The sequence below is a fragment of the Streptomyces zagrosensis genome, assembly GCF_014203645.1.
GTDB lineage: Bacteria > Actinomycetota > Actinomycetes > Streptomycetales > Streptomycetaceae > Streptomyces > Streptomyces zagrosensis.
In genome coordinates, this window is record NZ_JACHJL010000011.1 from 152,961 (window position 1) to 175,623 (window position 22,663).

Annotated in this window: 16 protein-coding genes; 8 read left to right on the forward strand and 8 right to left on the reverse strand. The window is 70.5% G+C overall.

Translation table 11 applies throughout. The annotated features are described in order from the left end of the window. Positions 1-85: 85 nt before the first annotated feature. From metE to FHS42_RS21265, 4 genes are all read left to right on the forward strand, one after another. Entirely contained in the window at positions 86-2,410 is a 2,325-nt protein-coding gene (gene metE, locus FHS42_RS21250; RefSeq protein WP_184574275.1) for a 5-methyltetrahydropteroyltriglutamate--homocysteine S-methyltransferase, read from the forward strand. Between the two features lie 403 nt (positions 2,411-2,813). Beyond that, entirely contained in the window at positions 2,814-4,016 is a 1,203-nt protein-coding gene (locus FHS42_RS21255; protein ID WP_184574277.1) for a L,D-transpeptidase, read from the forward strand. A 311-nt stretch (positions 4,017-4,327) separates the two neighbouring features. Continuing rightward, a complete protein-coding gene (locus FHS42_RS21260) occupies positions 4,328-6,457 on the forward strand; it encodes a PIG-L family deacetylase (RefSeq protein ID WP_184574279.1) in 2,130 nt (709 codons plus the stop codon). A 100-nt stretch (positions 6,458-6,557) separates the two neighbouring features. Beyond that, complete coding sequence (locus FHS42_RS21265) at positions 6,558-7,868, forward strand: acyltransferase family protein (RefSeq protein WP_184574281.1); 1,311 nt, start codon at positions 6,558-6,560, stop codon at positions 7,866-7,868. 108 nt (positions 7,869-7,976) lie between these two features. Here the strand turns inward: FHS42_RS21265 and FHS42_RS21270 are convergent, their stop codons facing one another. The 6 genes from FHS42_RS21270 to FHS42_RS21300 form a co-directional block, all read right to left on the reverse strand. Next, entirely contained in the window at positions 7,977-11,480 is a 3,504-nt protein-coding gene (locus FHS42_RS21270) for a chondroitinase family polysaccharide lyase (protein WP_184574283.1), read from the reverse strand. 176 nt (positions 11,481-11,656) lie between these two features. Next, on the reverse strand, positions 11,657-11,875 hold the full coding sequence (locus FHS42_RS21275) for a DUF397 domain-containing protein (protein WP_184574285.1): 219 nt from the start codon (positions 11,873-11,875) through the stop codon (positions 11,657-11,659). After that, positions 11,859-12,485 (reverse strand): DUF5753 domain-containing protein, encoded by a 627-nt coding sequence (locus FHS42_RS21280; RefSeq protein WP_184574287.1) that lies wholly within the window; start codon positions 12,483-12,485, stop codon positions 11,859-11,861. Before FHS42_RS21280 ends, FHS42_RS21275 begins: the two co-directional genes overlap by 17 nt. Positions 12,486-12,626: 141 nt before the next feature. After that, a complete protein-coding gene (locus FHS42_RS21285; protein ID WP_184574465.1) occupies positions 12,627-14,024 on the reverse strand; it encodes an amino acid permease in 1,398 nt (465 codons plus the stop codon). Between the two features lie 160 nt (positions 14,025-14,184). Further along, on the reverse strand, positions 14,185-16,668 hold the full coding sequence (locus FHS42_RS21295) for a phage holin family protein (protein ID WP_312866973.1): 2,484 nt from the start codon (positions 16,666-16,668) through the stop codon (positions 14,185-14,187). A 237-nt stretch (positions 16,669-16,905) separates the two neighbouring features. Further along, a complete protein-coding gene (locus FHS42_RS21300; RefSeq protein WP_184574289.1) occupies positions 16,906-18,336 on the reverse strand; it encodes a DHA2 family efflux MFS transporter permease subunit in 1,431 nt (476 codons plus the stop codon). A 279-nt stretch (positions 18,337-18,615) separates the two neighbouring features. On the opposite strand from FHS42_RS21300, the gene FHS42_RS21305 reads away from it, so the two are divergent. After that, positions 18,616-19,398 (forward strand): MBL fold metallo-hydrolase, encoded by a 783-nt coding sequence (locus tag FHS42_RS21305; protein WP_184574291.1) that lies wholly within the window; start codon positions 18,616-18,618, stop codon positions 19,396-19,398. Then, entirely contained in the window at positions 19,395-20,015 is a 621-nt protein-coding gene (locus FHS42_RS21310; RefSeq protein ID WP_184574293.1) for a DedA family protein, read from the forward strand. The genes FHS42_RS21305 and FHS42_RS21310 overlap by 4 nt, the downstream gene beginning before the upstream one ends. Before the next feature lie 107 nt (positions 20,016-20,122). On the opposite strand, the gene FHS42_RS21315 is transcribed toward FHS42_RS21310, so the two are convergent. Further along, on the reverse strand, positions 20,123-20,614 hold the full coding sequence (locus FHS42_RS21315; RefSeq protein WP_184574295.1) for an NUDIX hydrolase: 492 nt from the start codon (positions 20,612-20,614) through the stop codon (positions 20,123-20,125). Positions 20,615-20,734: 120 nt separating this feature from the next. Between FHS42_RS21315 and FHS42_RS21320 the strand changes: the two genes are divergently transcribed. Further along, positions 20,735-21,244 carry a GNAT family N-acetyltransferase gene (locus tag FHS42_RS21320; protein ID WP_376772655.1) on the forward strand — a complete coding sequence of 170 codons (510 nt, stop codon included), beginning with the start codon at positions 20,735-20,737 and terminating at the stop codon, positions 21,242-21,244. A 67-nt stretch (positions 21,245-21,311) separates the two neighbouring features. On the opposite strand, the gene FHS42_RS21325 is transcribed toward FHS42_RS21320, so the two are convergent. Continuing rightward, on the reverse strand, positions 21,312-21,875 hold the full coding sequence (locus tag FHS42_RS21325; RefSeq protein WP_184574297.1) for a TetR/AcrR family transcriptional regulator: 564 nt from the start codon (positions 21,873-21,875) through the stop codon (positions 21,312-21,314). Positions 21,876-21,950: 75 nt separating this feature from the next. Here FHS42_RS21325 and FHS42_RS21330 point away from each other — a divergent pair, with 75 nt between their 5' ends. Next, the gene (locus FHS42_RS21330) at positions 21,951-22,646 is read left to right on the forward strand and encodes an alpha/beta hydrolase (protein WP_184574299.1); all 696 of its coding nucleotides are present in this window, start codon (positions 21,951-21,953) and stop codon (positions 22,644-22,646) included. Positions 22,647-22,663 lie beyond the last annotated feature (17 nt).

A 22,663-nucleotide genomic window follows, 5' to 3' on the forward strand; every position in this document is an offset into this window, starting at 1 on the left:
GCGACGGACCCCGCTGGGTCCGCTGTCCCTTCGCGTCTTCGGCCCGGCCCGGGGTCTAGGAACAACACTCGCGAAGGAGAGTTCCGTGACCCGCAAGTCCGCAGCCGCGGCAGCCCGTGCCACCGTGTACGGCTACCCCCGACAGGGCCAAAACCGAGAGCTGAAGAAGGCCGTCGAGGGCTATTGGAAGGGCCGGGTCAGCGCCGCCGCCCTTCGGGACACCGCCGCCGAGCTGCGCCGCGGCAACTGGCAGCAGCTTGCCGAAGCCGGCATCCACGAGGTGCCGACCGGCGACTTCTCGTACTACGACCATGTCCTGGACACCAGCGTGATGGTCGGTGCCATACCCGCCAGGCACCGCGCCGCCGTCGAGGCGGATGCGCTGGACGGCTACTTCGCCATGGCCCGCGGCACCCAGGAGAACGCGCCGCTGGAGATGACCAAGTGGTTCGACACCAACTATCACTACCTGGTGCCCGAACTCGGGCCCCACACGGTCTTCGCCCCCCATTCCGGCAAGCAGGTCGCCGAACTGACGGAGGCCATCGCCCTTGGCCGCACCGCCCGCCCGGTGCTGCTTGGCCCCCTCAGTTATCTGCTGCTGGCCAAGCCAGCACCGGGGGTGGCCGCTGACTTCGTGCCGCTGACGCTGCTCGACCGGCTGCTGCCGGTGTACGCCGAGGTCCTGGCGGACCTACGGGCCGCCGGCGCGCAGTGGGTTCAGCTGGATGAGCCCGCCCTGGTCCAGGACCGCACCGCGGCCGAGCTCGGCGCCGCCGCCCGCGCCTACCGTGGCCTCGGCGCGCTTGGCGACCGCCCGAAGCTGCTGGTCGCCTCGTACTTCGATCGGCTGGGCGAGGCGCTTCCGGTGCTCGCCGGGGCCCCGGTGGACGGGCTCGCGCTGGACTTCACCGGGCCGGCCGCCGCCAACCTCAACGACCTCGCGGCGGCCGGCGGTCTGTCGGGCAAGCGGCTGGTGGCCGGGGTCGTGGACGGCCGCAACATCTGGATCAACGACTTCGAGAAGTCACTGGCCACCTTGGGCACCCTGCTCGGACTCGCCGACCAGGTCGATGTGGCGGCCTCCTGCTCGCTGCTGCACGTGCCACTTGACGCCACCGCCGAGCGGGACATCGATCCACAGATCGCCCGCTGGCTCGCCTTCGCCCGGCAAAAGGCCGCCGAGGTCGTGACGCTCGCCCGTGGCCTCACGGACGGCACCGACACGATCGCCGCCCAACTCGCCGCCAACCGGGCCGACCTGGCATCTCGCGCCGGTTCCGCGCTCACCCACGATCCGGCGGTACGGGCCAGGGCGGCTGCCGTCACCGATGCGGACGGCCGCCGCTCGCAGCCGTATGCCCAGCGCGTGCCGGCCCAACGCGCCCTCCTGGGGCTGCCGCTGCTGCCGACGACCACCATCGGCTCGTTTCCGCAGACCGCCCAGTTGCGTACGGCCCGCGCCGACCTGCGCGCCGGGCGCATCGACACGGCGGCGTACGAGGAACGCATCGAGGCCGAGATCCGTGCGGTCCTCTCCTTCCAGGAAAAGGCCGGCATCGACGTCCTCGTACACGGCGAGCCCGAACGCAACGACATGGTGCAGTATTTCGCCGAGCAACTGACCGGCTACCTCGCCACCCAGCACGGCTGGGTTCAGTCGTACGGCACGCGCTATGTCCGCCCGCCGGTGCTGGCCGGCGACATCTCACGGCCCGGGCCGATGACGGTGCGTTGGACCCAGTACGCCCAGGCCCACTGCGACCGCCCGGTCAAGGGCATGTTGACCGGGCCCGTGACCATGCTCGCCTGGTCCTTCGTCCGCGACGACCAGCCGCTGGCCGAGACCGCCCGGCAGGTCGCGCTCGCGCTGCGCGATGAGGTCGGCGACCTGGAGGCGGCGGGCACCTCGGTCATCCAGGTGGATGAGCCCGCGCTCCGCGAGACCCTGCCGCTACGCGCCGCCGGCCACGCCGGCTATCTGGCCTGGGCCACCGAGGCGTTCCGGCTCAGCACCAGCGGGGTGCGTCCGGACACCCAGATCCACACCCATATGTGCTACGCGGAGTTCGGCGACATTCTGGCGGCCATCGACGCCATCGACGCGGACGTCATCAGCCTGGAGGCTGCCCGCTCCCACATGCAGGTCGCGGACGAACTCGCCACCGCCGGCTACCCGCGCGAAGTGGGCCCTGGCGTCTACGACATCCACTCCCCCCGAGTGCCGGACACCGCCGAGGTCATCCGGCTGCTGCGCAAGGGTCTTGAGGCCATCCCGGCCGAACGGTTGTGGGTCAACCCCGACTGCGGTTTGAAGACCCGAGGCTGGCCGGAGACCAGGCAGTCGCTGGAGAACCTGGTGGCGGCGGCACGGGAGGTGCGGGCGAACCTGTCGGCCGCCGAGTCCTGACGTGTCCTTCGCCACTGCCTAGCTGAGCTGGTCTGAGCTCGGTTGAGCCGATGTACCGGTGTACCGATGTACCGATGGTGTCGGCGAGGCTGGGGGTGTTCGGCGGGGCTGCGGCTGCGGTCCAGGCGCTGCCCCAGCCCCGCCGGAACCAGGCCGACCGTAAATGCGTAAAGCAGACAAAGAAGAAAAAGCAGGAATAGCAGAGGAAACGCGGCGGTCAGGGCGCCGGCGTCAGCGTCGTGTGCGCTCCGAGATGACGGGTAGGCGCCTTTTCGTCCGCGTCTTCCCTATCTTCCGCAATGGCTGTCACAAAGACGTTACGGAGATCTCCGGGCGAATGGGCAACCGCCGCTCCCGGTAACTCCTCTTTCCCCCTGACCGCCAGCGCACGGAGGAACCCGCCATGCTTCACACCCGCCGCCCTCAGCACCGCGTTTCACCCCAGGCCCGCCGCCGCGTGGCCCTCGCAGGCACGGCCGCGCTGGCTGCCGCGGCGCTCACCGCCTGCTCCAGCGCGGGGGCCGACGCCGCATCGGACAAGCCCGCCACCGTCAAGGTCAACCTCGCGGGCACGAAGGCCAAGGCGGGCGAGCAGGTCAAGGTCACGGCCCACAACGGAAAGCTGACCGAGGTGACGGTCACCGACGACAAGGGTGGCAAGCTGCCCGGCCAGCTGTCCGATGACGGCAGCGCATGGGCATCGGAGCGTAAGACGGCGCCCGGCGCCAAGTACACCGTCACCTCGCACTCCAAGGGCGAAGGCGGCGCCAAGGACTCCGTGACCTCCTCGTTCAGCACCGTCGCCGCCGACAAGGTCAACAAGCTGGACTGGCGGCCCGGTGCGGGTTCCACGGTCGGCGTCGCACAGCCCCTCTCGGTGGTCTTCGACCATCCGGTGAAGAACAAGGCCGAGGTGGAGAAGCAGCTCAAGGTGAAGACGTCGAACAACACCGAGGGCTCGTGGGGCTGGATGCAGGACTGGTCCGGCAAGGACCGGGTGGACTGGCGGCCCAAGGACTACTGGCAGCCGGGCACCAAGGTGAAGCTGTCGGCGCAGCTCAAGGGCGTGAACTCGGGCACGGGCGGCGGCTGGTTCGTCCGTGACTACGCAACCGACTTCACCATAGGCGACCGTCAGGTAGTCAGCGTGGACCTCGACGCCAAGCAGCTCACGCTGACTCGTAACGGCCAGCAGGTGCAGTCGATTCCGGTCTCCGGTGGCACTCCCGGCGGCGAAAAGGCGTCTTGGCGGGGCACCACGGTGCTCATGTCCAAGGAGGGCACCATCAACATGAACTCCGAGACGGTGGGCCTCGGCAATACGTACGACAAGATGGTGGACTACTCGATGCGGCTGAGCTGGTCGGGCACCTACGCGCACGCCGCGCCATGGAACACCGCCTTCTTCGGCAACACCAACCACAGCTCCGGTTGCATCGGCATGAGTAATGCCCATGCCGCTTCGCTCTACGGTGCGGTGCGGGTCGGCGACCCGTTCGAGATCAAGGGCCAGGAAACCAAGGGGCTGATCGCCCCCAACAACGGGTTCGGCGAGTGGAACCTGAGCTGGGGCGATTGGCAGGCCAAGAGCGCCCTGCACGGCTGAGGCTCCCCCGGCCACTGTCCGTCCCTAGCGGACGGGCGCGCGCCAGTGGCCCCTGACGACGATCAGGGGCCACTGGCGTTTTTCGCGTCCTGCGGCCGTTCCCGTCCGATACGCCCTATCCAATGCGCCCCATCCGATTCGCACAGACATAAAGCCATTCGTACACTCATTCTATTCGTGACCGTCACGGGCCACACCCCAGGCAACCAGGGTGATCGCCTTGGCATCTTCCAACGTGCCAGGGTGGCCCCAAGGTGGCCACCGGAGAACAACGCGGGACCGCTCAGGTGCACAACTCTTCTCGTACAGGCATGACGCGGCGCTCGGCCCTGGCCGGGATCGCCGCGGTCACCGCGGTTGCCGCCGCGGGGTGCGCGGGCGGCGGCTCATCGCAGTCCCAGCCCGCCCGCAGGCCGGTACGGGCCGTGGACCCGAGCTCGACCGACGCCTACACGACGGCCGCAAAGCCGCTGTTGCTCCAGGTCATGGCACACCCGGACGACGATCTGTACTTCATGAACCCGGACGCACAGCAGCTCGTACGGGCGGGCGTCCCCGTGGTTTCCGTCTACCTCACCGCCGGCGAGGCGGTCGGTAAGAACTGGGTGCCTGGCATGCCCAAGCCGACGCTGGACAGGGCCGCCTACTCCTCCGCCCGGCACCAGGGGTTGCGTCAGGCGTACGCGACGATGCTGGGCGTCGATACGTTCACGCCCTGGCGCACCTCGGTACTCGACCTGCCGGGCGGTGTGCGGGCCGAGACCAATGTGCTCATCCACGGCCGCCGCAAGGCCCGGTTGATCTTCTTGAACATCGCCATGGCCTCACCGGACGACATGCGCCTACCCGCACTGTGGTCCGCGCCGGGAACCGTCATGCAGACCCTGGCGGCCACCGGCTCACCGTGCCAGACCATCAGCAGCTACGACCACGAGACGCTGGTGGACGTGCTGGCCGGGATCATGGATACCTACCGGCCCACGGTGCTGCACACCATGGACCCCGACCCCGAATTCCAAGCCCACGACGCCGTACACCCCAAGGACAACGACTACGGGTCCTGTTCGGACCACCGCGACCACACCCCGACCGCGCTGTTCACCTGGAAGGCCATGTCGCAGTGGGTGGCCGATGCCACGCGGCGCGATCGGCGCGCGCCACGCTTCACCACGCTCTCCTTCCGCGGCTACTACAACCAGCGCTGGCCGTACAACCTGCCGCCGGCCGTGGTGGAACGCAAACTGCGGTTGGTGGATGCCTACGGCGGCGACCCGCACTGGGAGTGTGGCAACGCCGCAGGGTGTGGCGATTACGGCCAGGGGCACGGGCGGGCGCTGCGCAACCGTAAGGCGTGGATTCGCTCCACCCACTACCGCTACCCGGGTGCGCAACTCGCGGTGCGCACCGACCGCTCGGGCCGGCTGGAGGCGTACGGCGTACTGGGCACGCAGGCCGCGCGCTGGCGGGAGACCGCACCGGGCAGCGGTCGCTGGTCGCCGCCGCAGAACCTGGGCGGCGGGCCGTTGGCGCCGGCCCTGGCAGTGGTCACCGACGCGGCGGGCCGCACGGTGCTGCTGGGCTTGCGCTTCTCGCTCCTTGAGGGGCAGGGCGGCGGCAATGCTCGCGAGATCGTGGTTTTGGAGCAGCGCACGCCCGATGGTGAGTGGGGGCGCTGGACGAGCCTGGGCACGCCGGAGCGGCGGCCGATGCGGGGGCGCCGGGTGGGCACCCCGGCCGCGGTCGCCACGCCCGATGGCCGGGTGCATCTGTTCGCCCGTACGGCGGCCAAGGGCGTCGCGACGCGGGTGCGCGAGGCGAACGGCCGGTGGGGACCGTGGCGCGACCTCGGCGGCAACGGCATCCAGGACGGCCTGACCACCACCGTGGACCGGCAGCAGCGGGTGCATGTCTTCGCCGCTGGCCATGACACGGTGCACCACTGGACGCAGGACGCCCCGGGTGAACCGGTGTACTTCCAGCCGCTGACCGGGCTGCCGCAGCCCAGCCATCAGCCGGGGGTGGCGCTGGCGCCGGACGGTGCGCTGACCGTGGTCTATCGCGCGCCCGCGGCGGTGCGACCGGTCGCCTACCGCTTCACGCCACCCGCCGGCGCCGACGCCCGACGCGCCGCCATCGACGCGGCGGCGCTGCGCAGCACGCCGTTGCGGCACTTCGACGGCTACGGCCCCATCGGCGCCGGAGCGGTCGCCGTGCGCGGCGGCAAGGACACCGTGGTCCTGGTCGGCCGGGCCGAGGACGGCACGGTGCAGGCACAACGGGGCATTTCGGGCGCCGCGGCGCCGCGGCGCGCTCCCGCCGGGTGGCTGCCGGTGGGCACGAGCGCGCTGGCAACGGGCCTGGACCAACAGGTGTGCGTGGTCGGCATGGGGGCAGGCGCCGACCCATGGGTCTGGCGGCCCCACCCGACATCGGACGTCTGACGTCCGGATGGGCTGCGGCGGGCTGGACGTACGGCATGTCAGCATGCCCGGATAAGGATTCCGCGTCGAGCGGCCCGGCTCTGAGGAGGGTGAAGACGATATGCGTTACGCCGACCGAGGCGATGTCACTGGCGGGGAGACCCACCACCACCGGTCGGCGCCCAGACTCTACGTACTGGATGGCCTGCGGCTACTCGCGGCTTTGATGGTGGTCCTCTTCCACTACGTCGCCCTGTACGGCGGCTGGGACAGCAACCCCAGCGCACTTTTTCCCTCGCTACACCCGTTCGCCCGCTACGGCTGGCTCGGCGTCGAAATCTTCTTCCTGATCAGCGGATTCGTCATCTGCATGAGTACCTGGGGACGATCGCTCGGTGACTTCGTGGTCTCACGGGTCTCCCGGATCTATCCCGCGTACTGGGCGGCAGTGCTGCTGACGGCCGGGGTGGTGTCGCTGTGGCCACAGGTGCGCACCGTGGCCGGCTGGGGCGAGGTCTTGACCAATCTCACGATGTTCCAGCAGGGCCTGGGCGTCTCCGATGTGGACGGCGTGTACTGGACGCTGTTCATCGAGCTGAAGTTCTACGCACTGTTCGCGGTGGTCGTCGCCACCGGGGTGACCTACCGCAAATGCGTCATGTTCTGCGGCATCTGGACGGCGGCTGGTGTGATCGCGCCCACGGCCGACAACACCCTGCTCGACATGTGGGCGATGCCGATGTACTCGCCATACTTCATCGCCGGTATCGCCTTCTACCTGATGCACCGGTTCCGGCCCACCGCGTTGCTGTGGGGCATCGTGCTGGTGTCGCTGCTGCTCGCGCAGCACCATCTCGGCGAGCGGATCACCGACAACCTCGCCGACCCCAAGCAGCCCATCGCGCACTGGCCCGCCCACCTGGTGGTCGGGCTGGCCTTCGCCGTCATGGCGCTGATCGCCCTCGGTATGTTCGATCGGGTGCGCTGGCGCTGGCTGGCACCGGCTGGCGCGCTGACGTATCCGCTGTACCTGGTGCACATGTACGTCGGCCTGACGATGATCCACTGGTTGCGCGGGCTGCTGCCCGCGCCCTATCTCGTCCTCGCCGTGCTGGTGGTGATGCTGCTGGCCGCGTGGGTGCTGCACCGCTGCGTTGAGCGCCCGCTCGGCAGTTGGCTGCGCCGGGCGCTACGCCAGGGTTTGGACGACATGCGGCGCTACTCGGCCCCGCTGGCCTCCGGGCCGCAACGCTCGCAAGCGACGACGACCGGGGCGGGACAAGCGGCGGGCACAGGCCCGGCCGCGGATGCTGCGGAGTTGGAGCACGCGCAGGAGCTGGAGCATGCGGCGACGGCCCGCGGCGCGGCGCCGGTGGCCGAGGCGGAACACCTGCTGGACGCCGAGCGCACCACGGTCCACGAACGGGTGTAAGGGGTCCGCCCGGCGGCGGGCAGCGGACGGCAGGCAGCGGGCGGCCCGTCAGCTCCGCGCGGCAGCCTCGGGGCGTACGTCGAAGCTGGCGCCCTGAGTGGCGCTGCCTCACGCCGGCAGAAGCCGCACCTGTACCGGGCGCCCATGCACCGTGCGAAAGGCCAGCACGGTCTCGCCGCCCCTCAGCGTCGCTCGGCACCGCTCCCCCGCGTCCGCGTCCGCGACCCGCCACCGTCCCCGCAACGTCACCCGCAGGGTGTGCGCCGCGCTGGGGTGGGTGAGCCAGGGACGGGAATAGGCGGTCCAGTGGCCGACGTAGCGGCCCCCTTCGTACTGGTCGGGGTCGCGGCCCTCGTACAGCCGTAGGTCCGGGTCGCATACCGACAGTGCGAGCGCGCCGTCGCCGTCCGCGCGGACGAGCAGCAGGGCGGGGGTGTCCACGGCGTGTACGGGACCGTCGTCCGCGTCCAGGCCGCCGGTGGGTTCGAAGGCGGCGTAGCCGGTGATGCCGGTGGCGCGGTCGGTGACGATGTGTGCCCCGTCGTCGGCGCGGTGCACCGTGTACGGGGCGGTCGATGGGTCGGCCATGCGCTGGGCGAAGGCGGCCATGGACGCGGGGGTGGCCCCGATGAGCATCGCGTACGCGTAGCGGGCGCCCTGCGGGGCCGTGCCGTGCCGCAGCCAGGCGGTGGCGAAGTCGCCGCGGGTGGGCGCCCCGTTGCCGTGGCGTCGGGAGTGCTGGGTGGAGCGGGTCAGGGCGAGGTGTTGCCCCGCCGGCAGGTAGTAGCCAAGGCCCTTGTCGTCGAGGAGCCAGGTGGCGCTGGTGAGCGGGTGGCCGGGGTACTGGTAGGGGAAGGCGGTGATCGGTTGGGGGCCGCCGACATACGTTGGGGCGTTCGTGGTGGCGAGATGGGTCTGGAAGAGGGTGGTCTCGGTTTGGTGGTGTCGGTCGCGGTTGCCGATGCCGGTGCCGAGGGCGATGACCCGGTTGTCGAAGAGGAACACGGACGTGCGGGCGTGGTGGGTCTCGTCGTGGGTGGGGTGCTCGCGCAGCCGCATGGCGAACATGCCGTTGCGCCCGTCGATGGTGTGCCCGCCGGCGAACCGCTCCTCAGTGAGCAGCATTTCCTCGATCGTGCCGGTCAGGTCGGCCTTCAGGTCGTCCCAGGACTTGTGCAGCGTGGTGGTACCGGGGCGGCGGTTCCAGTCGTAGCCATCGTGTTGGAAGCCACTGTCGCGGTTGGTGACCGGGGTTCCGCGGTGCAGGACGTGGAGGTGGCCGTAGGTGTTGTAGCGGCCGTACCAGTTGGCGCCCTCGTACACCTCGGTTGACCACAGATAGCGGTTATGGCCGCGCACCGTGACCTGCCACTCGTCGCGGCGCTGCACGACCAGTGCGGCGTAGTTGTACGCCCAGGCGCCCGTTGGCGCGGCCTCGGCGCGTACCCCGGCGGCAGCGAGCCGTTCCGCGATCTTTCGCTGCGTCCCGGTGGGCCGCTCGGGCAGCAGCCGTAGGAAGGCCGCGCCCATCTCCGGATCGAGGTCATGGTGCCCGTCCGGCGGGCCTGCGAGGGTCAGCCACTGGTAGGGGGTGAGGGACATGCCCGTGGTGCCCTCGGGTTTGCGGCCACTCAATGGGATGGGCCAGTGCAGGGTGTTGGCCACGATCCGTAACGTCAACACGGCGTGGCGCAACGCCTGATGGGCCTCGGTGGTGATGCGGAACGGGCTGCGGCTGAGCAGATAGACGATGGGCGAGCACCCCGCGAACCCGTCGCGCGCATAGTCGGGGTAGAAGCCGACGTGGTGGAAGGTGGTGCCGTCGATCTTCAGGCCGTCCTGGATGCCATCGGTGGGCAGCAGATAGCGACTCAGCCAGTCGCTGAGCGCCCGGAGATATCCGACGCGACGGGCCTCGCCGTCCTGGAGGAGGGCAACCGCGAGCATGCCCCGCACGTTCATGTTGAGGATGTCTGCCGTGGAGCCGTGCCCGTTGCGGAAGTCGAAGCCCCTGCGCAGCCGCCCAAACCCCACCAACCAGGTCAGATCGGCGCGTACCGCCGCCAGCAGGCCCGCATCACGCAGCACATCGCGCATCAAGAACACCGAGTCGTAGTAGCCGACCATGGCGAACCCGAGGTGGTGGATGGTGCCCTGGCAGCTGCCGTACGCCCAACCCTGTTCCCGTAGCTGCCGCACGATGCGTAGGTAGAGCTCGGCGAGCGCGGTTGCGTGCCCGGTGCCGCTAGCGGTGTGTGTGCTCTTGTCGGGAACGGTGTGGGTGTTGTCGGCGGTCCCGTTGATGGTCCTGTTGGTGCCCGTGTGGGTGGTCGTGTTCACGCCGGCGGTGGTGCTTGTGCTCGCCGTGTCATATGCCTGGGCGATCTTCCGCAGCAGGCCGGTGACCTCCTTGAGGTCCGCCGCGCCCACGTACGCCGTGAGGTCCGCGCCGATCTCGGGCGGGTAGATCTGCGACTGGAACGAGAACGCCGCTCGGCCCGCCGTCAACTCAGCCGTTTCTTCGCTGAGTTGAGCGACATAGGCGTCGGTGACCGGTGGGCCGCCCGTCAGGTAGTCGTCGTGGTAGCGGCGTAGGACGGTACGCAGCCCCGCGCGCTCGGCGGCGGTCGGTGTGGGGGTCTCGATGGGGGTGCGGGTGAGCAGTCGGTCGAAGAGGTGGAGCGCTTGCCAGTGCTGCTGGTCCCAGCCGTCGCCCTCGATGCCGATGTGATCGACCTGCGCATCACGGCAGGGGGCGTCGGGCCGCAGCGCGACGTTGAGCAGGAGTTGGTCGAGCCAGAGCGCGCCGGGGCGGCGGGGCGCGATGATCCGGCAGGTGTCCATGTCGGGATGGGGGCGGCCCCGCATGTCGTACGCGTACCGCACCCAGGTGGTGCGCCAGCCGGTGAAGTTCAGGCGGAACTCGAACCAGCAGTCGGTCCGCTCCCCGCGCCCGAACTCGAACCGCACCACGTCGTCCACCGCGGTCGCGTTGTAGATCCAGACCGCGAACGTATCGACGGTGCCCTGCCAGGCCTGATCGGCGAGCGGCTTGGTGCGGTACGGATCGGGGGCCCAGGCCAGTTCGGCATGGACGGTCAGGCGCGTGCGCGGCCCGTGGTCCCAGCGCAACGCGTGCCGACCGCACACCGAGCCGTGCTCCGAGGTGATCGACAACGCGCTGCCCGGCCCGGCCGCGATCGGCTGGGGCACGGCGCTCTCCAGCAGGAAGGCGGGCGGCGTCAGCGCGAGCGCGCGCTCTTCCAGATCAGTGGCGAGCGCCTCGTCGGCGCCCAGGTCCTGTGCAGCGGACGCGTTCGCCGCGGCGGGGCTCGCCGACGCGAACGACATGAAGGGTACGGACGGCACCGAGGGCACAGCGGGCACAGTGGGCGTCGCGGCGACGCCGGTCACCGCGGCCCCGTAGGCGAGCAGTCGGCGCCGGGAGAGGGAAAATTGGGCTCGGGCGAGTGGCTGGGGCGTGAGCGGGTGGGGTGTGAGCGGGTGGGGTGTGAGCGGCTGGGGTGTGAGCGGCTGGGGCGGTCGGGGCCGGCCATCGGCCGCCGTGCGGGCCACCGCGTGCCGGGGCTGTCTGGCGCTGTTGGGCTCCATGGGGTTTCCTTCCGCCGCCCGCCGGTTTCCTCCCCCGCAACCCGATTGTGCGGGCGGCGAGCGGATTGGCACAGGGTGCGCGCCGGGCGGACCCGGATGGCCCGGGCAAGAGGAAGGCCCCCATCGGCTAGACGGGGGCCAATCTTGTACGGCTTCCGAGGGCATGTGCCCGGATGTCAACTGCCGGCGAACTCTCCGGCCTTGACTGCGGCAACGAAAGTGGACCAAGCCGGCGCGGCGAAGACAAGCGCCGGGCCATGCGGGTCCTTGGAGTCACGCACCGGGACGGCTCCGGGGAAGCTGTCAGCGATCTCGATGCATTCAGCTCCCTCGCCATTGCTGTAACTGGACTTACGCCAGCACGACACGACAGATGCGTCAGGAATCGTCTTCATTCTCGTACTCTTTCAGGTAACCACGGAACATGTCGAGAGATTCATCCTCGGGCAACGCCTGCGATCGAGCCACATCGAAGCGTTGGGTGAGTTCAAGAATGCGTCGCGGTGACTCGATGGGTTGCCCCGTGGCGAAGCTCTCGACGTAGGCGATCGTTGCCCCGGTCGCGAGAGTCAGCAGGCTCAAACTGCCCCCCATCAATGGGTGCTCCCTCTGCACAAACGGCAGCACCTGGACCGAGACGTGTGGCGCCCGGGCAGCCGAGAGCACAGCGCGAAGCTGACTCCTCATGCACGCGCAGCCCCCCACGGGACGCTTGAGAGCGGCTTCATCCATGATGGCCCAGTAAAATGGCTTTTCCTGCTTCTCGAAGACCATCTTGCGCGCCATTCGCGCGGCTACGAGTTCGGCAATTTGCTCTTCCGGCTCTCCGGGTAGCGAGGCCCGAAACAGCGCCTGCGCATAGTCCTCAGTTTGCAGTATCCCAGGAATCAGGCTGCTGCCAAAGACCTGAATGCGAGTAGCCGTCTCCTCGCCCCGTACCACCACCCGGCCATAGTCAGGTAGCGAGGACTCCCAAGCCACAACCAACGGAATGAGAATGTGCATCGCACACTCAGTAGCCCGAGGAAACGAGTAAACGCGCCCTGGCGAGGTTGGGCGTGTTGGCTTTTGCTGGCTATCCATTATCGATTCGCTTGCCGACACACGACGAATCGCGAAATGACGGACGAACGGCCAACGCCCGCCTCAAAACGATCCCTGGCCGCTATGGTTGCCGCCCACTCGACCGGCCCCCACCGGCGTCCGACCGGCCGCCCCAGCGGAGCTTACGGTTGCCGGCGCCTCCTGCGTCCCGGCCGCGGCGGACGGCGGTTGCGGCTGCCGTTGCCCCTGGTCACGGCGGGCCGCCAGCCACACGTAGACCAGCACGCCGGCGAAGAGGAACAGCACCCCCTGGTAGACCGCCGCGTAGCCGGCGCCCGCGACCAGCCACAGCGAAAAGCCGAAGGCGGCCAGGGCCAGGGCGGTGTCTCTGGCCAGTCGCCCGGGGCTGACCTGGTCGCGGCGTCCGGAGAGGAGGAAGTAGAGCTGCGCCGCTGTCGCGAGGAGATAGGGCACGGTGGCCGTGAACGTGGTCACCAGGACCAGCGTTCGGAACGCGCCACCGGCTCCGGCCGTGAAGTTGACGACCGTCAAAAGCGAGGCGAGCGCCGTGCCGACCAGGACACCGGTGGTCGGCACGCCGCGCCGCTTGCGGAGGAAGATGGCGGGGAAGAGGCCGTCCGTGGCCGCGGCGTAGGGCGCCTGTGCGCTCATCAGCGTCCAGCCGTTGAGCGCGCCGGTCATCGAGATCAGCGCGGCGCCGGCGATGGCGGCGCCGCCCCAGCCGCCGCCGAACATGGCGTCCACCGCGTCGGAGAACGGCGCCGTGGAGTGCGTGAGGTCGTCGTGGGCGACCGTGCCGAATACCGCGAGCGTGCCCAGGAGGTAGACCAGCGCGGCGCCGAGCGTGCCAAGGACGGTGGCCCGGCCCACGTTGCGGCGTGGATCACGCACCTCGCCTGCGCTCATGGCCGCCGATTCCACCCCGAGATAGCTGAACAGCAAGATCGCCGCCGAGGCCGAGACGCTCCCGGCGAGCCCCTGGTCGCTGGCCTGGAACGGGCCCAGGTTCGCCGGGTCGAAGAAGAGCAGCCCGCCGACCGCGACCAGCAGCAGCGGCACGAACTTCAGCACCGTCGAGACGAGTTGCACGGCCCCCACGTAGCGGGTGCCCGCCAGGTTCGCGAGCGCGGGCAGCCACAGGATGACCAGCGCGGCGAGCACGGTGTGCCATGTCTCGCCGCGCACCGGAAGCAGCACGTCCAGATAGCCGACCGCCGCCACCGCGAGAGCCGCGTTGCTCACCCACGTGGTGATCCAGTAGCTCCAGGCCGCCAGAAAGCCGGCGAAGTCCCCGAACGCGGCCCGCGCGTACACATAGGGCCCGCCGGTGCGCGGATCGCGCTGCGCCAGCCGCCCGAAGACCAGCGCCAGCGTGAGCGCCCCCACGGTCAGGACGACGAAGGCGAGCAGGCTGACCGTGCCGTACGGGGCGACGAGGGCGGGCAGCAAAAAGATGCCGCCGCCGATGATGTTGCCCATGACCAGGGCGGTTGCCGTGGGCAGGCCGAAGCGGCGCGAGCGCTGGTCTTGCTGGTCTTGCACGGGGGCCTCTCAGCTGCGGGTCGCGCACACATCGCCCGATGGTTCCGGGCGGGAGGGACCGCGCAATATGGTCATCGACCAGGAGCGTTGCGCAAAATCAGCGGGTTTTGTCCTGTACGGCGCGCTCTGTGGCGGAAAAAGACCCGGTCGACCGGGGGGTAACCGAGGATTCGTCCACGGGCACCTGCGGCCCGTCCGCCTCGTGCAGCCAGCGGCTCAGCACCTGGTGCACCTGCTCGGCCCCGACCAGTTCCGCACCCGCTGCCACCGGTGGGCTCAGTTCGTTCGGCCACAGCAGGAAGGGGCGGCCCTGCTCGCCACCGAGCCCGCCGTGCGAACCGATCTGCTCCTCGAAGGCGTGGACCTCACCGGTGCCCGGGTCGTAGGCCGAGTTGACCATGATGTCGGCGACGTGCGGGAAGCCATCCACGCGCAGCACAGCCTGCGCCGCGCCCGGCCCGAAGGGCGCCAGCGGGCTGGTGCCGATGACGCGCCCGGTGGTGAGGTGGTGTTCGCTGCCGTGCGCGCCGAGCACCACCGCGCCCTGCGCATCGGAGCGTACGAGCAGGAAGCCGATCCCCGGGTGCTCGGCGAGGGTCCGTAGCAGGGACGGGTGGCGCCGGTCTATCTGCTCCCTGCTCAGCCGCTCCGGCACGGCCGGGAAGGAGATCAGGCCGAGGTTGCCCGACCCGAGCACGATGGGTCCCTGCCGGCGGCGGCGCGACGAGTCGGGGCCGGCCTGCGCGGCGCGCTTCGGGTGGGGCTCGGCGTGGTGGCCGGCGGACTGCCCAGCCGACTGCCCAGCGGCCCGCTCGGCCGACTGCCCGGTGGGGTGCCCGGTGCCAGCCGCTCCCTCGGTCTCGGGCGGCCTCGGCTCCGCGCCGTGTGCTGCTTGCTCGTCCGTCTCCTCAGGGCGGTGCAGCGCGGCGCGGGCCGCCGCGCGGGCCTCCGCGCCACTGCGCGTACGCCCGGCGCGCCGGGGCACCGGCAGCCCGCACCCGGCCCGCACCAGGTCTTCCAGGGTCAGCCCGTACTGCTTGGCGAAGGTCTCGCCCGGGGTTTGTCCGTGGTCGGAGATGAGGACGAAGCGGTAGTCGCGCGGGGCGTGCCGGGCAGCCTTGGCGATCAGCTTGATGCTGCGGTCGAGGCGGCGCAGCACCTGGTGCGTATCGCGGCTGTGCGGCCCGGAGTGGTGCGCTACCTCGTCGTAGGCCACGAGATCGGCGTAGACGGCGGTGCGCCCCGCGAGCATGTCGCCGATGACTGCGGCGACAACCACGTCGCGCTCTACGACGGTCGCGAAGGCACGGATAAACGGGTAGAGCCCGCCGCGCCCCATGCGGGGCCGTTCTCGGCGCAGCTTGGCGCGGGTGGACTGGCCGATCTCGCGGCAGACCTCGGCGATGAAGGAACCGGCGGTGCGGGTGGCGTTGGTGGGATCGGAGAAGTAGGCGAAGTAGCCCGCGCGCGACCGGTTGTGCTTGCCGCGCCGGGCGGCGACCGACAGGACGAGTGCGAGTTGGTCGGCGCCGCCGGTGAACAGGTTGCCCCGGCTGGCGCCGTCCACCGAGAGCAGCCCCGGGTGGCCGGTGCGCGCGGCGGCGCGGCGCTGAAGCTCGGCGGCGCTGGTGGGACGGTTGCTGATCATCAGCTCGCCGGTGTCCTTCTCGTACCAGCGAAAGGCAGGCACGTCCTCGGTGGAGCCGTGCAGGATGCCCAGTTGGCTTGCGCCCGTCTGGCTGGACCAGTCGGTGCGCCACGGGCTGAGGGTGTGGGTCGTGCCCTCCCAGGAAGCGACGGTCTCCATGAGCGGCGGCTTGTGTTTGATCCGGCCGCTTGGTCGCCGGGAGCTTGAGCTCCGGCGGCTGCGGGGGCACGGCCGCTCGCGCAGCGCCGCCCGCAGGGTCGCGTAGCCGACGCCGTCGAGCTGGAGGAACACCGTGCCGGGCGAGCGGTGCGCTGTGGCGGCCGGGCCGCGGGGTGTCTGGCGGCCGTGCGGCGGCCCGCGGAAGGGCCGCTGGCCTGGGGCATTGGAGGTGTCGTACGCGTCGCGCCGGGAGTACGCGCCACGTCGGGAGTACGGGCCGCGCTGGGAGTACGCGCTGGCCGCGCCGCCGCGGCGTTGCCTGCGGTAGGCGAGTCGGGCCAGCCGTCTGCGGTACGCGCCGTCGTCGCGTACCGCGAGGGCCGTGCTCGTCGCGGAGGACGCCGCCGACATGACGGCCGCGACGACGACGGCGGTCTCCGGCTCAGCCTCGCCGCGCCCGTCAGGTATCAGGCTCAGCGCGACCAGCAGCAGCGAACCGTTGAGGAAGAAGACGAGGAGGCCGAGTACGTAGGCGGGCACCAGCAGGAGGGCCCGTACGAGACCGGGCCATACGAGGGCGCTCAGCAGTCCGAAGGCGCCGGCGCCGGAAGCTGCGGTGATGCCGATCCGGGTGGCGCTGTCGCCATCGGCGGACTGGAGCCGGAAATCGGGCAGGATGCCGGCGAGCGCGAGCATGGTCAGGGTGCTGACCGCCCATACCGCCGTCACCCGCAGCAGGGCGCCGCCCACGGTCCTCCATCGGGGCAACTGCACGCGCCTTCACCTCATGTTCCCGTCCGCCTGGTACACGGCTCGCCGCCCAGCCTGTCATGCCCGGGACCGCTTGCGGACCACAGGTCAGGGGCCCGAACGGGCCGGGCGTCCCCGCCCTGCTGAGCCGCGCCGACTGGCCCGTACGAGGGCGCGGGGGCCGGGCGGCAGCAGCGAAATGCTGAGGGCCGGCAGCGGAATGCCGGGTGCCGGCTGCACGCCAGGTACGTCTGTACGTCGCTATCCGCGTCCCTTGGGCATCAGCGTCGCCGCGCCGGCCACCGCGAGTACGGCAAGGACACCGGCGAGCAGGAAGGCGGTACCGTACCCCCGGGCTCCGCCCAGCGCGTTGGCCACTGCCGTCAGGATCGCGATGCCCAGCGCCGTGCTCACCTGCCGGGTGGTGTTGAGCAGCCCGGAGGCCAGGCCCGTCATGGCGGGCTCGACACTGCTGGTGGCCGCCACGGTGATCGGGGTGAACGCGATGCCCGCGCCGAGCCCGACCAGCAGCAGCGGCACCGCGATCGTCGGGAAGAACAGCGTGTCGGCGCCGAGCCGCGTCAAGAGCAAAAAGCCCGCAGCGACCAGGGAGAGGCCGAGGCAGGCGCTGCGCCTGGTGCCCCAGTGGGTGGTCATCCAGCCGGTGACCTGCGCGCCGGCCATCACCGCCAAAGCAGTGGGCAGGAAGCCGAGCCCCGCACGCGAAGGAGAGTAGTCCAGCACCTTTTGCAGATACAGCGAGAGCACCACGGGGCTGGCGAGGTAGCCGATGCCCAGGCAGAACATCACCGCGTTCGCGCTGCTGACGGCGCGATATCCGAAGATCCGCAGCGGCATCAGTGGGCTGCGCGCCCAACGGTGCTGCCGGATGACGAACAGCGTCAGCAAGACGACGGCACCGATCAGAAACGTCACCGCCCGCACCGCGCCGCCCGGCTCGCCGCAGGCGACGACGCCGTAGACGAGCGCGGCAAGTCCGGTGGTCACCAGCAGCGCCCCGACCACGTCCAGTGGCTCGCGCGCGCTGTCCGTACGAACGCGGGGGCTGAGTGCGCGCCAGGCCACGGCGAACACCACGATGCCGATGGGGACCTTGATGAGGAAGACCCAGCGCCAGCCGAGCGAGTCGGTGAGCAGCCCGCCGAAGACGGTGCCCGCCGCGGCGCCGACCGCACCGACCATGCTCCACAGGCCGAGCGCGCGGGCCCGCTGGGCGGGCTCGGCGTATGCCAGGTGGACGATGGTCAGCGTGGTGGGCATCAACAGCGCGCCGCCGACGCCCTGCACCGCCCTGGCGATCACCAGTTGGGCCGGGGCCATGGCCAGGCCGCACCAGAGGCTGGCGGCGGTGAAGACGCCGATGCCGCAGAGGAAGACGGCGCGGGTGCCGATGAGGTCGGCGAGCCGTCCGCCGAGGAGCAGAAAGCCGGCGAAGGCGAGGGTGTAGGCGTTGACCACCCACCCGACGGAGGTGTCGCTGAAGGCCAGGGCGTCGGAGATCGGCGGCAGCGCGACGGAAACGATGGTCGCGTCGAGTACGACGATGAACTGCGCGCTGCACGAGAGCAGCATCAACAGCCACGGCGGCGTGGCACGGTGCTCGCCCGCGGCGGCCGGGGCCCGCGGCTTACCGGCCTTGGACCCAGCCTTCAACACGGCGCGCGGCGACATGCCCTCCCCCTTCACCCACTCCAACTTAGGTAACCCTAACTCAGCCTCCGCGCCCCTTACCGTCGCGCGATCACCTCGCGCCCCGGCTGACGGAGACCTCATCTGCCCATGACCCGTACATGACACTCCCTGGCGGCTGCCCTCATGCGATGCGCCTGCCTGCATGCATGCGATGGGCCCGGCGCCTGGCAGTCGAGACGCCCCGCCGCGGCACACAGGGCGCCTGAACTAGGCTCGGGTGAGCTGACGCTGGTCAGCGCGCGAGATGGGGAGGCCGGGGTGTCGGTGGAGATCACCTGGTGGGGGCACGCCACCGCGATGGTGGTGGACTCCGGGGTACGCATCCTTACCGATCCGCTCCTCGTCCAGCGCCTGGCACATCTGCGGCGACGGCGCGGCCCGGTGCCGCCAGCGAGCGCGTCCATAGCCGATGTCGCACTCGTTTCGCATCTGCACGCCGACCATCTACACCCCGCCTCGCTCGCACGGCTAGCGCACGGCACCCGCTTGATCGTGCCGCGCGGCGCCGGAGCCGCCGTGCCGGGGCTGCGCCGAGTGGCGGCTGCGCGCGGCCTGCGCGTCACGGAGGTACTGCCCGGCGATGAGGTGGCGGTCGGTGAGGTACGCATACGCGCCGTGCCCGCCGCGCACGACGGGCGCCGCCTGCCGTACGGGCGACACCGAGCGCCCGCACTCGGTTACGTCCTGCACGGCGCGGCCACCACCTACTTCGCCGGGGACACCGGCCTGTTCGACGAGATGGCGGACGTCGTCGGCCCCTGTGATGTGGCGCTGCTTCCGGTGGGCGGCTGGGGGCCGTATCTGGGCCCCGGCCATCTGGACGCGGAGCGCGCGGCGCACGCCCTGGTGCGGCTCGGAGTGCCCAGCGCGGTGCCCGTGCACTACGGCACGTTCTGGCCGATCGGCCTCGATGCCGTCCGGCCGCACGAGTTCCACACGCCGGGCGACGAGTTCGTACGACATGCGGCCCGCCTCGCTCCGCACTCGGCGGTGCACCGGTTGCTGCACGGCGAGAGCGTGCACCTGAAGGCCGCTCAGTGATCACCGAGCTCGCCCGCGCCGTTCCCCCGGAGTCCACTCAGCAGGCGGTCGGGTACCCCTCGCTGTTCCTTTTGGTGATCTTCGGCTCCCTGGTGCCGGTGGTGCCGACGGGGGCCTTGGTGAGCTCCGCTGCGGTGGTGGCGATCCACCAAACCTCGCCCTTCGCGTTGCTGTTCGTCTTCGCGGTGGCCTCGTGTGCGGCGTTCCTCGGGGACATGGCGCTGTACTGGCTCGGCCAGCGCGGGGTGCGCTCGAAGAACGGCTCGCTGTGGCTGGGGCGGCTGCGCGACCGGGCAGCGCCGGAGCGGCTTGAGCAGGCGCAGACAAAGCTCGCAGAGCACGGCATCGCCGTCCTCGTGCTGTCCCGGCTGCTACCCGCGGGACGCATTCCGGTGATGCTGGCATGCCTGCTGGCACACCTGCCCCTGCGGCAGTTCGGGCGCGGCGCGGCCCCGGCGGCGCTGGCCTGGGCCGCGACGTACCAGGTGATCGGCATCCTGGGCGGCTCGCTCTTCGCCGAGCCGTGGGAAGGCGTGGCGGCGGCGGTCGGCCTGGCGCTCGTGCTGAGCGTGGCGCCGCCGCTGTGGCGCCGACTGCGCGGGTCACCAGCGGGCTGACCGCGTATCCGCCCGGCCGCATGCGGAACACGCGGCGGCGCCAAGTCGGACCCGGCCAAGTCGGGCCCGGCTGCCCTTGGCCCGCTCCCTGCGCCCTGTCAGCGCGCTCAGGCTCGGGCGTTCGGGACATAGCCGAGGTCGATCGGGGACACGGCCGGGCCGCTCGTACGCAATCCGGCTAGCACCTCGGGCAGTTGTGGCGGCCACAGCGCCTGCGTGTCGCCCACCAGGTCATCCGGCGACCACCACCGCCAATGCAGGATCTTGTCTGCCGCGTGGGCGGCCGTGAGATCTCCATGGGGGTCTCGGCGCGGGCCGTACGCGAGGAAGATGTCCTCACGCTGCCGAACCGGAACTCCCGCCCGGGTGAAGTCGTGCTCCCACCGGCACAGCACCGTGCCGCTCAGGACGAGGTCGGTCCACCCGGTCTCCTCGCGCACTTCACGCGCGGCGGCGGCATGCGGTGTCTCGCCCGGGTCAAGGCCGCCGCCAGGCATCGCCCAGTGCACACCCACTTCCTCGTTGTCGTACCGGAAGAGGAAGACGGCCCCCGCCGGGTCAAGGACCGCGACGCGCGCTGCTTGTCTGGGTATCCGCATCGGATCACCCTGCCAGAGGCCCACTGAGGAAGGTCGCCCAGTGCGTGCACGCCATCCGCGCGGTTCCGGACCAGGAATATGCGTTGCCACGCCATCGCGCCGGTCGGCATGCTCACGGCCATGAGCGCTGCGAACCAATCCGCCGATGCCGCCGTCGTCGTTCCTGTCAGCGTGCGCGACCTCCTGCCCCGCGACCTTCCCGCATGCGCCTGGTCGGGCTCGGCCACGCATCTGGGCCAGGTCGAGCGAGAACTGGTGCGCGCTGCGGCCGGTGAGGTGGACTACCTGGCTGTATGCACGCCTGCGGATGTTCCGGTGGCGATCGGTGGCATCGATTATCAGGTGTCCGAAGAAGCCGGAACCCTGTGGCAGCTGGCCGTACTCCCGGCCATGCAGTCCTGCGGTTTGGGAACACTGCTGATCAAAGCCGCCGAACAACGGGTCGCAGAACGCGGCCTGCGCAGGACCGAACTCGCCGTGGAGGAGGGCAATCCGCGGGCTCGCGCCCTGTATGAGCGCCTGGGCTACGTCGCGTACGGCCGCAGACCCGACGCCTGGGACGAGGAAGGGCTCGACGGGTCGATCCGCCGCTACGAGACGATGTGCGTTCTCCTGCGAAAGGACCTTTGAGCCGCGCGGCGTCCGGCGAGACACCATTGAGGACTCGGGACACCCTCTAGGACGAGGAAAACCGCGCCTATACGTAGCCCTTGGGCAGGTGCTCGACTGCGCCGAGGAAGTCGCGGAAGGCCCGGTCGGTGCGGGTGGCGTCGCCGGTGGCGTCGAGGTCCATGAGGAGACCACGGATGACGGCGAGAACGAGCGTCGCGAGATCCGGCCGACCGATGCTGCGCAGGCCGTCCTCTAGCGGCCCGAGCCAGTCGGTCGTCGCGGTGCGCCGGAAGTTGGGCCACAACTGCTGCTCCGCACTCTCGCGCAGCTGACCGAACATCCGCAGGTACGGCTGCCCGTCCAGGCCGGTGATGGAGGTCCAGGCGCGGTTCAGGGTGACCGTGTACGACTCGTCGGGTCGCACCCGCAGGAGGTCGCCGAATGTGTCGAGTTGGCGTTGCCGCGCGTGCCCGAGGACGGCTCGCAGCAGCGCGTCGCGGGTGCCGAAGTGATAAATCAGCATGCGGGCCGAAGTGCCGGTGGCGGTGGCCAGCGGTTCGAGCCGGTCGGGGAGACCGTGCGCGAGGGCGTGATCAGCGCAGGCGTCGAGCAGCCTCTCCTTGATGTGCGGCTGCGGTCGTCTACCCATCGCCCTACTTTTTCACGTAACGGCTACTACGTCTATCGTCGGCAGGGAGCAGTCAAGGCAGACGTGGAGGCAGCGATGAGGGTCGTGTTCGTGCATGGGGCGTGCGTGCGGGACGGAACGTGGTGGTGGCACCGCACCGCCGAGCTGTTGCAGGAGCGAGGGGTGCCGAGCGTGGCCCCGGCGCTGCCGAGCTGCGGCGAGGCGGGCCTGCCCGGCGGCGTCGGCGGTCCCGGGCTGCCCGAGGATGTCGCCGCGGTGCGGCAGGTGCTACAGGACAGCGACGAGCCAACCATCGTGGTCGCCCACAGCTACGGCGGCATCATCACCGCGGAAGCCGCCGCGGGAATCGGGTCAGTACGCCACCTGCTGCTGATCTCAAGCTACTTGCCCGAGGTCGGGCAGAGCCTGTCGGAGTTCGGGGACGGCAGCCCTGCCCCGTTTCTCGACGTTGACCCCGACGCCGGCACATTCGGGGTCCGCCCCGAGTTGCTCGTGGACACATTCGTGCAGGACTGCGACCCCGAGATCCAGGCGCAGGCGGCGGCCCACCTCGCCCGGCAGAGCGTGCAGGTGACCGGGCAGCCGGTCGGGGCAGCCGCATGGCAGCAGTTGCCCTCTACGTACCTCATCTGCGCCCAGGACCGGGGCACCCCGCCGAGCCTCCAGCGCGAGTTCGCCCGCCGGGCCGGCAGCGTCGTCGAACTCGACGCCGGCCACCACCCGTTCCTGTCCCAGCCCGCCGCGGTCCGGGACCTGCTGCTGAGCCTGTGACGGCAGCCGCGGCCGAG

Excerpts from the sequence above, each read along its gene's own strand:
- FHS42_RS21255 (WP_184574277.1), top strand. The coding sequence starts at position 2,814 with ATGCTTCACACCCGCCGCCCTCAGCACCGCGTTTCACCCCAGGCCCGC.
- FHS42_RS21265 (WP_184574281.1), top strand. The coding sequence starts at position 6,558 with ATGCGTTACGCCGACCGAGGCGATGTCACTGGCGGGGAGACCCACCAC.
- FHS42_RS21315 (WP_184574295.1), bottom strand. The coding sequence starts at position 20,614 with ATGCGGATACCCAGACAAGCAGCGCGCGTCGCGGTCCTTGACCCGGCG.
- FHS42_RS21275 (WP_184574285.1), bottom strand. The coding sequence starts at position 11,875 with ATGAAGACGATTCCTGACGCATCTGTCGTGTCGTGCTGGCGTAAGTCC.
- FHS42_RS21325 (WP_184574297.1), bottom strand. The coding sequence starts at position 21,875 with ATGGGTAGACGACCGCAGCCGCACATCAAGGAGAGGCTGCTCGACGCC.
- FHS42_RS21300 (WP_184574289.1), bottom strand. The coding sequence starts at position 18,336 with ATGTCGCCGCGCGCCGTGTTGAAGGCTGGGTCCAAGGCCGGTAAGCCG.
- FHS42_RS21285 (WP_184574465.1), bottom strand. The coding sequence starts at position 14,024 with ATGGGCAACATCATCGGCGGCGGCATCTTTTTGCTGCCCGCCCTCGTC.
- FHS42_RS21280 (WP_184574287.1), bottom strand. The coding sequence starts at position 12,485 with ATGCACATTCTCATTCCGTTGGTTGTGGCTTGGGAGTCCTCGCTACCT.
- FHS42_RS21320 (WP_376772655.1), top strand. The coding sequence starts at position 20,735 with ATGAGCGCTGCGAACCAATCCGCCGATGCCGCCGTCGTCGTTCCTGTC.
- FHS42_RS21270 (WP_184574283.1), bottom strand. The coding sequence starts at position 11,480 with ATGGAGCCCAACAGCGCCAGACAGCCCCGGCACGCGGTGGCCCGCACG.
- FHS42_RS21330 (WP_184574299.1), top strand. The coding sequence starts at position 21,951 with ATGAGGGTCGTGTTCGTGCATGGGGCGTGCGTGCGGGACGGAACGTGG.
- FHS42_RS21260 (WP_184574279.1), top strand. The coding sequence starts at position 4,328 with ATGACGCGGCGCTCGGCCCTGGCCGGGATCGCCGCGGTCACCGCGGTT.